Source organism: Blastococcus sp. TF02A-35, from assembly GCF_004571075.1.
Lineage (GTDB): Bacteria > Actinomycetota > Actinomycetes > Mycobacteriales > Geodermatophilaceae > Blastococcus.
This window is the reverse complement of sequence record NZ_SPQP01000037.1, coordinates 1-12,502: the sequence shown is the minus strand read 5'-3', so window position 1 is coordinate 12,502 and position 12,502 is coordinate 1. Positions and strand designations below refer to the sequence as shown.

12 protein-coding genes are annotated in these 12,502 nt (G+C 76.0%); 4 read left to right on the top strand and 8 right to left on the bottom strand.

From position 1 onward, the window contains the following. Nucleotides 1-15: 15 nt before the first annotated feature. The 3 genes from E4P43_RS15675 to E4P43_RS15665 all read right to left on the bottom strand — a co-directional run bounded on the left by E4P43_RS15675 (nucleotide 16) and on the right by E4P43_RS15665 (nucleotide 2,232). Nucleotides 16-1,086, bottom strand: a complete 1,071-nt coding sequence (locus E4P43_RS15675) for a hypothetical protein (RefSeq protein WP_135146395.1) — start codon at nucleotides 1,084-1,086, stop codon at nucleotides 16-18. Then, nucleotides 1,070-1,576, bottom strand: coding sequence for a sigma-70 family RNA polymerase sigma factor (locus tag E4P43_RS15670; protein ID WP_209313912.1), 507 nt, complete (start codon nucleotides 1,574-1,576; stop codon nucleotides 1,070-1,072). Before E4P43_RS15670 ends, E4P43_RS15675 begins: the two co-directional genes overlap by 17 nt. Before the next feature lie 143 nt (nucleotides 1,577-1,719). Further along, nucleotides 1,720-2,232 carry a flavin reductase family protein gene (locus E4P43_RS15665; protein ID WP_135146393.1) on the bottom strand — a complete coding sequence of 171 codons (513 nt, stop codon included), beginning with the start codon at nucleotides 2,230-2,232 and terminating at the stop codon, nucleotides 1,720-1,722. 34 nt (nucleotides 2,233-2,266) lie between these two features. Between E4P43_RS15665 and E4P43_RS15660 the strand changes: the two genes are divergently transcribed. Together E4P43_RS15660 and E4P43_RS15655 are read left to right on the top strand one after the other, a co-directional pair. Beyond that, nucleotides 2,267-3,691 (top strand): NAD(P)/FAD-dependent oxidoreductase, encoded by a 1,425-nt coding sequence (locus E4P43_RS15660; RefSeq protein ID WP_135146392.1) that lies wholly within the window; start codon nucleotides 2,267-2,269, stop codon nucleotides 3,689-3,691. A 57-nt stretch (nucleotides 3,692-3,748) separates the two neighbouring features. Next, the gene (locus tag E4P43_RS15655) at nucleotides 3,749-4,555 is read left to right on the top strand and encodes an SGNH/GDSL hydrolase family protein (RefSeq protein ID WP_135146391.1); all 807 of its coding nucleotides are present in this window, start codon (nucleotides 3,749-3,751) and stop codon (nucleotides 4,553-4,555) included. 60 nt (nucleotides 4,556-4,615) lie between these two features. On the opposite strand, the gene E4P43_RS15650 is transcribed toward E4P43_RS15655, so the two are convergent. After that, entirely contained in the window at nucleotides 4,616-6,550 is a 1,935-nt protein-coding gene (locus E4P43_RS15650; protein WP_245159168.1) for a GGDEF domain-containing phosphodiesterase, read from the bottom strand. A gap of 309 nt (nucleotides 6,551-6,859) precedes the next feature. Between E4P43_RS15650 and E4P43_RS15645 the strand changes: the two genes are divergently transcribed. Next, a complete protein-coding gene (locus tag E4P43_RS15645) occupies nucleotides 6,860-7,897 on the top strand; it encodes an LLM class flavin-dependent oxidoreductase (RefSeq protein WP_209313909.1) in 1,038 nt (345 codons plus the stop codon). A 6-nt stretch (nucleotides 7,898-7,903) separates the two neighbouring features. On the opposite strand, the gene nadC is transcribed toward E4P43_RS15645, so the two are convergent. Genes nadC through nadA form a run of 3 tightly spaced genes read right to left on the bottom strand, consistent with a single transcriptional unit; the run spans nucleotide 7,904 to nucleotide 11,507 of the window. Continuing rightward, nucleotides 7,904-8,800 carry a carboxylating nicotinate-nucleotide diphosphorylase gene (gene nadC, locus E4P43_RS15640; protein WP_135146389.1) on the bottom strand — a complete coding sequence of 299 codons (897 nt, stop codon included), beginning with the start codon at nucleotides 8,798-8,800 and terminating at the stop codon, nucleotides 7,904-7,906. Continuing rightward, a complete protein-coding gene (locus E4P43_RS15635) occupies nucleotides 8,797-10,488 on the bottom strand; it encodes an L-aspartate oxidase (RefSeq protein ID WP_245159167.1) in 1,692 nt (563 codons plus the stop codon). Before E4P43_RS15635 ends, nadC begins: the two co-directional genes overlap by 4 nt. Before the next feature lie 2 nt (nucleotides 10,489-10,490). Then, nucleotides 10,491-11,507 carry a quinolinate synthase NadA gene (nadA, locus tag E4P43_RS15630; protein ID WP_135146387.1) on the bottom strand — a complete coding sequence of 339 codons (1,017 nt, stop codon included), beginning with the start codon at nucleotides 11,505-11,507 and terminating at the stop codon, nucleotides 10,491-10,493. A 68-nt stretch (nucleotides 11,508-11,575) separates the two neighbouring features. Between nadA and E4P43_RS15625 the strand changes: the two genes are divergently transcribed. Next, on the top strand, nucleotides 11,576-12,280 hold the full coding sequence (locus E4P43_RS15625) for an NUDIX domain-containing protein (protein ID WP_135146386.1): 705 nt from the start codon (nucleotides 11,576-11,578) through the stop codon (nucleotides 12,278-12,280). 12 nt (nucleotides 12,281-12,292) lie between these two features. Here E4P43_RS15625 and E4P43_RS20265 read toward each other — a convergent pair. Continuing rightward, nucleotides 12,293-12,502 (bottom strand): hypothetical protein (locus E4P43_RS20265; RefSeq protein WP_209313907.1); only part of this gene is annotated, 210 nt, incomplete at its 5' end.

Sequence of the window (12,502 nt, the reverse complement as noted above, 5' to 3'; positions counted from 1 at the left end):
GCCCGGCGGGCGCGGTCAGCGGAGCCCCCGCGCGATCTCCAGGACCTCGTCGGCGTCCAGCGGACCGCCGACCACGGTCACCTCGCCGTCGGCCACCCAGAGCACCGCCGCGAAGGCGCGGTCCCGGGTCTCGAGCACGGTCGCGGTCGCCCCGGCCACCTCGGCCGTCGAGGTGGTCACCCGGTCCGAGGGGACCGGCAGCGGCAGCGTCGAGCCGTCGGCGGTGAACGTGCGCAGCTGGGCCGCCACGTCGTCGGGCAGGCCCGGCAGCGAGAGCAGGTAGCCCCGCACCGTCTCGAACGGGAGGCCGTCGGAGAAGGCGGTCGGGGCGAGGGCCCGGCCGACCACCAGCGAGGGCACGCCGGAGGACTGCCACAGCTGCGCGACCCCCGGCCCGGCGACCAGCCGGACGGCGCTGCCGTCCAGCCCCGCCGGGGGTGCCGGCAGGCTCTCGCCGGCCTCCGCGGCTGCCCGTGCCGCCTTCTCGGTGGAGAAGGTGAAGGTCGCGGTGACCTCGCTGCCCACCTGGTAGGTCGGCTCACCGTCGACGCCGCGCGGCAGGTCGGTCACCTCGGGCACGTCGACGCCGGACTCGGCCTCGGCGGCGGCCGCGTCGGCCACCTCGTGGAGGTCCGGCTCGCCGTCGACGACGAGGTCGCCGTAGGCGCTGAGGTCCGGCAGCGCGACGAGGTCGGCGGTGCTCACGCTGACCGGGGCGATCTGCTCGGTGCGGAAGATCTGGAACCAGTCGTTGGCCGCCGCCACCCCCGTCCCGGCCAGCACGACGCCGAAGGCCAAGGCAGCGGCCGCCGGGCGCCGCAGGAGGCTCCCCGACCGGCGGGCACGGGCCGGGGCGGCGGCCGGTGCGGTCGCCGGCAGGGCCGCGGACAGCCGCTGCCAGGCGGCGGAGGTGTCGACGTCGTCGGCGGTGCGCAGGGCCGCGCCGACGAGCTCGGCGTCCTCGCGGACGGCGGCCAGCCGGGCGAGGCAGGCCTGGCACCCGGCGATGTGCCGGCGGTCGGGGTCGGCGACCCCGTTCGGCTCGTCGACCAGCCGGCGCAGCACGCCCTCAGTCGGATGACGCATGACGGTTCAGCTCCTTGCGCAGGGCGGACTCGGCGCGACGGACGGTCGTGCCGATGCTGCCGGGGGACAGGTCGAGTGCGGCGGCGACCTCGGCGTAGCTGAGGCCGCTGTGCCGCAGCACCAGGGCGACGGCCTGGGTGCGGGGGAGTGCGGCGAGGGCGGCGCGGACGCGGCTGCGGTCCTCGTTGGTGAGGACGGCGTCGGCCACGTCCGGGACGACGGCGTCGCCCGCCGCGGCGACGGTCTCCTCCCGCGAGGTCCGGCGCCGCCCCGAGCGGATCACGTTCAGGGCGGTGTGCGCGGCGGCCACCGACAGCCAGCCGCCCGCCTCGCCGGCCGGGACCGACGAGCGGCCGAAGGAGAGGAAGACCTCCTGGGCGACGTCCTCGGCCTGGTCCCGCGACCCGAGCACCCGGGCCGCGACGCCCACCACCCGCTGGTACTCGCGGCGGAAGACCTCCTCGAGGTCGGGCCGCACCGACGTCGCCATCGCCACGGCTGCCTTCCCTCCGAGCCGGCCTCCCGCGGTGCGGGGGCGTGCCAGGACGACGGCGGCCGCCGGTCGTCCGTGCTGTACGAGCTCCATACCTCCCTAGCACCGCCGACGCCGCGGATGTGACACCGCGACGCGGGTCAGCCCCTGCCGGCGGGTGCTCCCGTCTCGTCGACGAACCGGCCGCGCAGCCGCAGCAGCGGCGGGACCGCCGGGTCGAGCACCGGGACGCCGACGACCTCCAGCAGGGCCAGCACGTGGTCCCCGGCCCCGACCAGGCGGTCCAGCCGGCAGTCCAGCGCCGCCGGCGCCTCCCGCAGGACGATCGCGCCGCTGCTCTCGGCGCGGGACCACGGCACGGTCTCCAGGAGGTGCCGGGCGCTGGGACGGCCGGCCGAGGAGAACCGCGAGGCCACGATCGCGTGCGGGGCCGCGAGCACCGTGAGCGCGCAGGTGCCCACCGCCTCCAGCACCTCGGCCGGGTAGCCCTCGGCGCTCAGCCCGACCGCGACCAGCGGCGGGTCGGCCGACACGCTCATCACCGAGCTGACCGTGGTGCCGACGTCGTCGATGTCGTCGCGCACGGTCAGCAGGCAGACCCCGGCGGCGTACTGGCCGAGCGCGGCGGCGAACTCCTTGCGGTCGACCGGCATGGCGCCCAGTCGACCACACGACCACGATGCAGGGATGGCAGACGCGGAGCGCACGTACGACGTCGTCGTCCTCGGGGGCGGCTCGACCGGGGAGAACGTGGCCGACATCGTCGTCCGCGGCGGGCTGTCGGCGGTGGTGGTGGAGCCGGAGCTCGTCGGCGGGGAGTGCTCGTACTGGGCCTGCATGCCCAGCAAGGCGCTGCTCCGCGGCACGGAGGTGCTCGCCGAGGCGCGGGCGGTGCCCGGCGCCGCCGCGGCGGTGACCGGCGAGCAGGACGTCGCCGCGACGCTGGCCCGCCGCGACTCCTTCACCTCGAACTGGGACGACGCCTCGCAGGTGGAGTGGCTGGGCTCCGCGGGCATCGACCTGCTGCGCGGCACCGGCCGGCTCGACGGCGAGCGGACCGTCGTCGTCACCGACGACGAGGGCGGCACGGTGCGGCTCACCGCCCGCCACGCGGTCGCCGTCTGCACCGGGTCGGAGGCCTCCACGCCGCCGGTCGACGGGCTGGCCGAGGCCGGCCCGTGGACCCCGCGGGAGGCGACCAGCGCGAAGGAGGCGCCGGCCCGGCTGCTGGTGCTCGGCGGCGGCTACGTGGGCTGCGAGATGGCGACGGCCTGGCAGGCGCTCGGCTCTCAGGTGACCGTGCTGCAGCGGGGCGGCCGGCTGCTGCCGGGCCTGGAGCCGCAGGCCGGCGAGGCGGTGGCCGAGGCGCTGCGCGGCTCCGGGGTGGACGTCCGGCTGGGCACCTCGGTGACCGGCGCCCGCCGGGACGGGACGGAGGTGGTGCTGACCACCGACGACGGCCAGGAGCTCCGCGGCGACGAGGTGCTGGTCGCGGTCGGCCGGAGGGCGCGGACCTCCGACATCGGCGCCGACACCGTCGGCCTGGAGCCGGGGGAGTACCTGCCGGTCGACAGCACGCTGCGGGTCGAAGGGTCGTCGTGGCTGTACGGCGTCGGCGACGTGAACGGCCGCCGCCAGCTCACGCACATGGGCAAGTACCAGGCCCGGCAGGCAGGTGCGGCCATCGTGGCCCGCGCCCGCGGCGAGGAGGCGGACACGTCGCCGTGGTCGCCGTTCGTGGCCACCGCGGACGACGTCGCCACCCCCTCGGTGGTCTTCACGACCCCCCAGGTGGCCAGCGTCGGGCGGACGGCCGCGCAGGCCGCCGACGCCGGGCTGCCGCACCGCGTCGTCGAGTACCCGATCGGCAGCGTCGCGGGCGCCTCGCTGTTCGCCGACGGCTACACCGGGACGGCGGTCGCCGTCGTCGACACCGAGCGCGAGGTGCTGCTCGGCGTCACGTTCGTCGGCCCGGCGGTGGCCGAGCTGCTGCACGCGGCGACCATCGCGGTGGTGGGCGAGGTGCCGATCGGCCGGCTCTGGCACGCCGTCCCGGCCTACCCGACGGTCAGCGAGATCTGGCTGCGGCTGCTGGAGACCTACCGCGGGTGAGCCGGCTCACGCCGGGGGCGCGGGCGGGCGCCGGAGCCGTCGTGCTGGAGTGGACCGGTGCCGTCCGACCTCCCCGCACCGTCCCCCTGGCGCCGCTACATCGCTCTCGGCGACTCCTTCACCGAGGGGCTGAGCGACCCCGACCCGGCGCGCCCGGGTGAGTACCGCGGCTGGGCCGACCGGCTCGCCGAGCACCTGGCCGCGGCCACGGACGACGACGTGGAGTACGCCAACCTCGCCATCCGGGGCCGGCTGCTGCGCCAGGTCGTCGACGAGCAGGTGCAGGTCGCGCTGGACGCCCGCCCCGACCTGGTGAGCCTGGTCGCCGGTGGCAACGACCTGATGCGCCCCGGCTCCGACCCCGACGAGCTCGCCGCCGGGCTGGAGGCGGCGGTCGTCCGCTTCCGCGAGGCCGGCGCCGACGTGCTGCTGGCCACCAGCGTCGACACCCGAAACACCCCGATCCTTCGCCGGGTGCGGGGCAAGATCGCGGTCTTCAACGCCAACATCTGGTCGGTCGCCGACCGGACCGGCGCGGTCGTGCTGGACCAGTGGGGGGCGCAGTGGGTGCAGGACTTCCGGCTCTGGGACACCGACCGCATCCACATGACCGACGAGGGGCACCGCCGGATGGCGCTGGCCGCCGCGGCGGCGCTGGGCCTGCCCGGTGCCGACGGCGAGGACTGGCGCACCCCGCTGCCGCCGCAGAAGCCGCGGGCCTTCCGGGCGGCGGTCGCCGAGGAGGCCGCATGGGTGCGGGGCTTCGTCGCGCCGTGGGTCGGGCGGCGGCTGCGCGGCCGCTCCTCCGGGGACGGCCGGCAGCCCAAGCGCCCGGTCCCGCTGGCACTGCCCAAGGTGACGTGATGGAACGGCCCCCTCCAGGGGTCCGGCCCCAGGTGCGAGGGCTGGGGAGGAGGGGGTCCCTCAGTCGTCGTCGGGGTCGGCGAGCTCGTCGAAGAGGCTGCGCGCGGCGAACGACCCGGTGTCGTGCAGGTCGTGCGCCTCGGGCGTCGACGGGATGCGCGGCCGGGGCAGCTCGACCGGCGGGGCCGGCGGCTCGGGCAGCAGCGGGCCGGCGACGTCCTCGACCGGGGCCTGGGTGGCCTCGCTCATGAGCACCTCCGCCGGGCTGGGCAGCGGCGCCGGGCGGCCGAAGGCGTAGCCCTGGGCCATGGCGCAGCCGTGCCGCAGCAGCCAGTCGGCCTGTTCGAGGTCCTCGATGCCCTCGGCGATGACCTGCAGGCCCATGCCGCGGCCGAGCTGGAGCAGGCCGTGCACGAGCGCGGCGGTCGAGGGCTCGGTGACGACGTCGGCGACGAACGAGCGGTCGATCTTCACGGTGTGGATCGGCAGCCGGTGCAGGGCGGTGATGGCCGAGTAGCCGGTGCCGAAGTCGTCGAGGGCCAGGGTCACGCCGGCGTCGGTGACAACGGCGACCGCGTGCAGCGTGGCCTCGGCGGCGAACAGCGCCGTCGACTCGGTGATCTCCAGCTCCAGCCGGTGCGGCGGGAGGCCGGACTCCTCGAGGGCGGCGGCGACGAGCTCGCTGAAGCCCTCCTCGGCGAGGTGCCGGGCGGAGATGTTCACGTGCACCCGGAGGTCCTCGGGCCAGGTGACCGCGTCGAGGCAGGCGCGGCGGAGCACCCACGCGCCGAGCTTCGAGGTGAGGCGGTTGTTCTCCGCGGCCTCGAGGAAGGCGCCCGGGGGCAGCAGCCCGCGGGTGGGGTGCTGCCAGCGGATGAGCGCCTCGTAGCCGAGCAGCGTCTCGTCGGCCAGGTGCACGATCGGCTGGTAGAAGAGGCGCAGCTCGTCGTTGTCCAGCGCGTGCCGCAGGTCGGTCTCCAGCTGGAGGGCGTCGACCTCGTCGCGGGTCAGCGCGCCCTCGTGCACCTCGATGCGGGCCCGCTGTCCGTCGGCCTTGGCGCGGACCAGCGCGCTGTGCGCCTGCCGCAGCAGGTCGTCGGGGGTCATGTCGGAGCCGAGGGTGAGCCCGACGCTCGCCGAGAGGGTCAGCTCCCGGTCGTGCACCACGAACGGCTCGTCCAGGACGCTGAGCAGCCGGTCGGCGAGCGCGCGCAGGCCGTCGAGGTCCTCGACGTCCTCGGCGACCACGAGGAACTCGTCGGCGCCCAGGCGGACGGCGGTGTCCTCCACGCGGGTGCTCCAGCGGAGCCGGTCGGCGAACTGGCTGAGCAGCAGGTCGCCGGCCTCGTGGCCCATGGCCTCGTTGACCGCCTGGAACCGGTCGATGTTGAGGTGCACCAGGCCGACCTGCAGCCCCCGGCGGCGGGACAGCGCGACGGCGTGGCGCAGCCGGTCGGTGAGCGCGCGGCGGTTGGGCAGGCCGGTCAGCGGGTCGGTGTAGGCGCGGCGGACGGCGTCCTCCTCCGCACGGCGGCGGTCGGTGACGTCGACCATCGAGAGGACGACGAACTGCGGCGTCCCGTTGTTCTGGCGCACGACCTCGTGGGACTGGACGACCCACAGCTCGCTGCCGTCGGAGCGGCGCAGCCGGCGCTCGCCGTCCAGCAGGAGGTTGGGGTCCAGGGCCGGCTCGCCGGGGGCGGGCTCGAGGCCGAGGTCGCCCACCGGCGGGTCGTCCGGATGGGCGAGGAGGTCGATGTGGCGGCCGGAGAGGCTCTCGGGGGTGCGGCCGGTCAGGGCGCACATCCGGGGGTTGGCCACCAGCACGTGCCCGTCGAGGTCGACGAGGGCCTTGGCGATCGGGGCGGCCAGGAAGAGCGCCTGGAACAGCTGGCCCCGGTCGGCGAGCAGCGTGTCGATGGCCCGCAAGCGCTGCCCGGCGGTGCCGCCAGGCGTGCCCGGGGAGCGGGGCATCTCGGATGCGGGAAGGCTCACCGGCACAGCGTCACCCATCGTCATCGAAAAGTGACGGAACCGGGGGACGGAGAGTCGTGATCGTGCCGTCACAGCGTGTTATCTGCGGTGGTCGTCTCATCATCATCTGCCAACAGCGGCCGGCGTCCTGGTCAAGTGGCCGTCCGGGGCCCACCAGTGGGATCGGCGGCTGCCGCCACGAACCGCACGAACTCGGGGCCATCGGCCGCTGATCACCACGAGTTCGTGTGGTTCGGCATGACACCCGAGCCGGGAATCCCGCAGCGGTCCCCGGTGCTGGTCAGGGCAGGACGACGAGAGGGAAGTGCAGTGGAGAAGCGGATCGGGTTCCTGTCCTTCGGGCACTGGCAGCCCATCCCCGGGTCGCAGGTGCGCACCGGGCGGGACGCGCTGGTGCAGAGCATCGAGCTGGCGGTCGCCGCGGAGGAGCTCGGCTTCGACGGCGCCTACGTGCGGGTGCACCACTTCGCGCGGCAGCTCGCCTCGCCCTTCCCGCTGCTGTCGGCGATGGCCGCCCGCACGTCGCGCATCGAGCTCGGCACCGGCGTCATCGACATGCGCTACGAGAACCCGCTGTACATGGCCGAGGAGGCCGCGGCGGCCGACCTGATCAGCAACGGCCGGCTGCAGCTCGGGGTGAGCCGGGGGTCACCGGAGACGGCGCTGCGCGGCTCGGAGGCCTTCGGCTACGTGCCCGGCCCGGGCGCGACCGACGCCGACCTCGCCCGCCAGAAGACCGCGCTGTTCCTGTCCGCCATCTCCGGCGGCCCCGTCGCAGACGCCGACCCGCGGATGACCGGCGGCATGCCCGGCAAGCTGGCGGTCCAGCCGCAGTCGCCGGGGCTGGCCGAGCGCATCTGGTGGGGGTCGGGCACCTTCGCCACGGGCGAGTGGACCGCCCAGCAGGGGATGAACCTGATGAGCTCCACGCTGCTCAGCGAGGACACCGGCGTCCCCTTCGACGAGCTGCAGGCCGAGCAGATCGCCCGCTTCCGCGCCGCGTGGGCCGACGCCGGCCACGCGCGCGAGCCCCGGGTGTCGGTGAGCCGCAGCGTCGTCCCGCTGGTCAGCGACCTCGACCGGCAGTACTTCGGCGACGAGCGCTCCAGCTCCGACCAGGTCGGCCTGCTGGAGGGCGTCCGGGCCCGCTTCGGCAAGAGCTACACCGCCGAGCCCGACGTGCTGGCCGAGCAGCTGTCCAAGGACGCGGCGGTCCGCGAGGCCGACACCCTGCTCATCACGGTGCCGAACATGCTCGGCGTCGAGTACAACGCCCGGCTGATGGAGAACGTCGTCCGGTACGTGGCGCCGGCCATCGGCTGGGTGCACCCCGACCGGCGCGGCTGACCGCGGTCAGCCGCGGAGGTCGAAGCCCAGGTCCAGCACCGGGGCGCTGTGGGTGAGGGCGCCGACGGCGAGGTAGTCGACGCCGGTGGCCGCGACCTCCGCCGCCCGCTCGAGGGTCAGCCCGCCGCTGGCCTCCAGCCGGACGCCGGTGCCGCGGACCAGGTCGACCGCGGCGCGGGTGTCCGGCAGCGAGAAGTTGTCCAGCAGCACCAGCTCGACGCCGGCCGCGACCGCCTCGCGCACCTGGTCGAGCGTGTCGCACTCGACCTCCAGCGCGATGGTCGGCGCGTGCGCCCGCACCGCCTCCACCGCGGCGGTGATCCCGCCGGCGGCCGCGACGTGGTTGTCCTTGACCAGCGCGGCGTCGCCCAGCGCCATCCGGTGGTTCACGCCGCCGCCGCAGCGGACCGCGTACTTCTCCATCACCCGCAGCCCCGGGATGGTCTTGCGGGTGTCGCGGACCGCGGCGGAGGTGCCGGTGACGGCGTCCACCCACTGCCGGGTCAGCGTGGCGACGCCGGACAGGTGGCTGACCAGGTTCAGCGCGGTCCGCTCCGCCGTCAGCAGCGACCGGGTCGGGCCGGTGACGCCGAGGACGGGGGTCCGCGGACGTGCGGCCATGCCGTCGGCGGCGTGCAGCGTCACCTCGACGTCGCTCCCGCCCACGATCTCGAACACCGCCGCGGCGACCGGCACTCCGGCGAGCACCCCGGGCGAGCGGGGCACGATCTCGCCGGTGGCGCGGGCGTCGGCCGGCACGGTGGCGATCGTCGTGACGTCGGGCCCCAGCGCCAGGTCCTCGTCCAGCGCGCGGCGCACCACCTGCTCGACCGTGCCGGGGTCCAGCCCGCCCTCGCGGAGGACGTCGGCCAGCTCGGTGCGCAGCGGGAACCACTCGGTCATGCCACTCCCTGGGTCTCGGTGCCCGGCGCGTGCAGCGGCACGGTGCGGGTGTGCAGGTGGCCGGAGCCGTCGACCCGGTGCGCGAGCCGCACCTGCCACTCGGCGCGGGTGCCGGGGGCGTCGCTGCGGCGGTGGCAGCCGCGGCTCTCCGGCCGGGCGAGCGCGCCGGCGGCCAGGAGGGTGGCCACGGTGTGCACCGCGGTCGCCTCGACGGCGGCCGCGGTCAGCGGTCCCTCGAGCCGGGGAGCGGCGGCGAGCACGCCGGTCAGCGCGGTCAGCCCCTCGGCCGTGCGGACGACGCCCGCCCCGCGGCTAGTCGCGACGCCGACCGCCGCCCGGGCGCCCGGGTCCATCGCGCCGGTGCCCGTCACCGGGTCCGGGCGTGCGGGGGCAGGGGCGCCGGCGGGCAGCTCGGCGTCCAGGAGCGCGGCGCACCGCCGGGCGGCGACCAGCCCCTCGGTGATCGAGTTGGACGCGAGCCGGTTGGCCCCGTGCACGCCGGTGCAGGCGACCTCCCCGACGGCGTACAGGCCGGGAACGCCGGTGCGGCCGTCGAGGTCGGCCAGCACCCCGCCGCAGGTGTAGTGGGCGCCCGGGGCGACCGGCACCGGCTGGGTGGCCAGGTCGAAGCCCGCCTCCCGGCAGGCGGCCACGATCCCGGGGAAGCGGCGGGCGAGGAAGTCCGCGCCCAGCCCCGTCGCGTCGAGGAGGACGTGGTCCTCTCCGGTCTGGGTCAGGTGCGCGGCGATGGTCGCGGAGACGACGTCGCGCGGCGCGAGGTCGGCCAGCGGGTGGGCGCCGGCCATGATGCGGCGGCCCTCGCCGTCGACCAGGACGGCGCCCTCCCCGCGCACCGCCTCGCTGACCAGCACCTGCTGGCCGGCCGCTCCCGGGCCCTGCCAGAGGACGGTCGGGTGGAACTGCACCATCTCCACGTCGGCGACCTCGGCGCCGGCCCGCAGGGCGAGCGCCAGCCCGTCGCCGGTGGCCCCGGCCGGGCTGGTGGCCGCGGCGTAGGCCTGGCCGTACCCGCCGGTGGCCAGGACGACGGCGTGCGCGCGGAGGTCCCCCGCGTCGGTGAGCGCGCCGTCGTCGGCGACCCTCGCCACCCGGAGACCGACGACGGTGCCGCGCGCGGTGCGCAGCGCGTCGAGCGCGACGGTGCGCTCCAGGACCTCGACGCCGGCCGCGGCCAGCGCCTCGACCAGCGTGCGGGTGACCTCGGCCCCGCTGGCGTCGCCGCCGGCGTGCACGATGCGGTCGCGGCTGTGACCGCCCTCGCGGGTCAGGGCCGGGCGGCCGTCGGGCGCGAGGTCGAGCCGCGCGCCGAGGGCCTGCAGCTGCGCGATCGCGGCCGGCGCCTCGGTGACCAGCGCGGTCACGGCCGCCTCGTCGCACAGCCCGGCGCCGGCGACGAGCGTGTCGCGCAGGTGCAGGGCGACGTCGTCGTCCGGACCGAGCACGGCCGCCAGGCCGCCCTGGGCCCAGCGGGTGCTGCCGTCGCCGAGCGCGCCCTTGGTGATGACGGTGACCGCCCGCCCGGCCTCGGCGAGGGCCAGCGCAGTCATCAGCCCGGCGGCCCCGCTGCCGACGACGACCACCTCGGTGCTGCGCTCCCAGCGTGCGGCGGGCAGCGGCAGCGCGGTGACGACGGCGGGGGCGACCGGCGCGGAGCGACGGGGCCCCACGGTCACTCGCCGACCAGCGACGGGGTGCCGAGGGCGATCATCGCCTCCACGGCCGAGCGGGCGCGGGCGGCGACCTCCGGGTCGACCGTGACCTCGTCGCGGCCCTCGCGCAGGGCGCGCAGGAGCCTCTCCGGGGTCGACTTCTTCATGTAGGGGCACTCGGCGCGCGGGTTGACCGGCTCGAAGACCGCCGCCGGGTTGGCCTGGCGCAGCTGGTGCAGCATGCCGATCTCGGTGGCGACCAGCACGCGCTTGGCCGTCGTGCGCCTCGCCTGGTCGAGCATCGCCCCGGTGGAGAGGACGTGCACGCGGTCCTCGGGCAGGTCGCCCTGGCCGACCATCCACAGCGCGCTGGTGGCGCAGCCGCACTCTGGGTGCACGAGCACCTCGGCGTCGGGGGCGTCCTCGATGCTGTGCCGCAGGTCGGTGGGGGAGATGCCGGCGTGCACGTGGCACTCGCCCATCCAGATGCGCATGTTCTTCCGGCCGGTCACCCGCTGGACGTGCGCGCCGAGGAACTGGTCGGGGAGGAAGAGCACCTCGCGGTCGGCCGGGATCGAGTCCACGACCTCGACGGCGTTGGAGGAGGTGCAGCAGATGTCGGTCTCGGCCTTCACCTCGGCGGTGGTGTTCACGTAGGAGACGACGGCGGCGCCGGGGTGCTCGGCCTTCCACGCGCGGAGCTGGTCGGCGGTGATCGTGTCGGCGAGCGAGCAGCCGGCCGCGGCGTCGGGCACCAGGACGGTCTTCTCGGGGCTGAGGATCTTCGCCGTCTCGGCCATGAAGTGGACGCCGGCGAAGACGATCGTGGAGGCGTCGCTCGACGCGGCGATGCGCGAGAGGGCGAGGGAGTCGCCGACGTGGTGGGCGACGTCCTGGATCTGCGCGGCCTGGTAGTTGTGCGCCAGGACGACGGCGTCGCGCTCGGCGGCGAGGCGGCGGACCTCGTCGCGCCAGTCCTGCCACTGCTCCGGGGTCCACTGCGCGGCGGTGGGGGCGGGGAGCGTTGCGGTCACCATGACCTCCGGAGGAGTGGGTTTCGAACTGTGAGGCGAAAACCTATGCCCGGAAACCTAGCATGGGATCCGTGACATCCGTGTGGTCCTCGCCGGAACGGCCTGCCTTCCCCCACCAGGCCCTGGCGGTGGTGCTGCAGGTCAGGGCCGCGCGGCTGCACGTGATGCTGTGGCGACGCGCCGGGGAGCCGTTCGCCGGTTCCTGGGCGCTGCCCGGCGGCCCGCTGCTGCCGGAGGAGACGCTCGGCGCCTCGGTGGGCCGGCAGCTGGCGTCCAAGGTCGAGGTCGCCCAGCTGGCGCACCTCGAGCAGCTGGAGACCCGCAGCGACCCGCACCGCGACCCGCGCAGCCGCACGGTGGCCACCGCCTACCTCGGGCTCATCCCCTCCGACGTCGACCCCGTCCTGCCCGGGGACACCGCCTGGCACCCGGTCGACGCGCTGCCCGCCACGGCGTTCGACCACGGCTCGATCGTGGCGTCGGGCCTCGAGCGGCTGCGGGCGAAGCTCTCCTACACGAACGTCGCCTTCGCCCTCGCGCCGCCGACGTTCACCATCGCCGAGCTCCGCGAGATCTACGTGGCCGCGCTCGGCTACGAGGTCACGTCGACGAACCTGCAGCGGGTCCTGCTGCGCCGGGGCGTGCTGGAGCCGACGGGGGAGATGGCGGCCTCCGGACGCGCCGGCGGCCGCCCCGCCACCCTCTACCGGTTCGTGACCACGGGGCTGGAGGTCACCGACCCGTTCGCCGTCCTCCGGCCGCCGTCGCCCCGCTGACGACGCCGTCCGTCACCGCGGCGGGCAGGCCGGCAGTCCGGGGAGGTCGGGGAGCAGGTTCCCGACCACGTTGCAGGTGACCCCCTCGACGAGGTCGGCGACCGGCCCGGGCGGCGGAGGGAGCGGTGCGCTCGGCAGCGGTGGGGGCGGCGGGAGGGGCACCTGCGGCAGCGGCACGCTCGGGGCCGGCCGGGGTGCCGGCTCGGGCGCGGGCTGCAGATC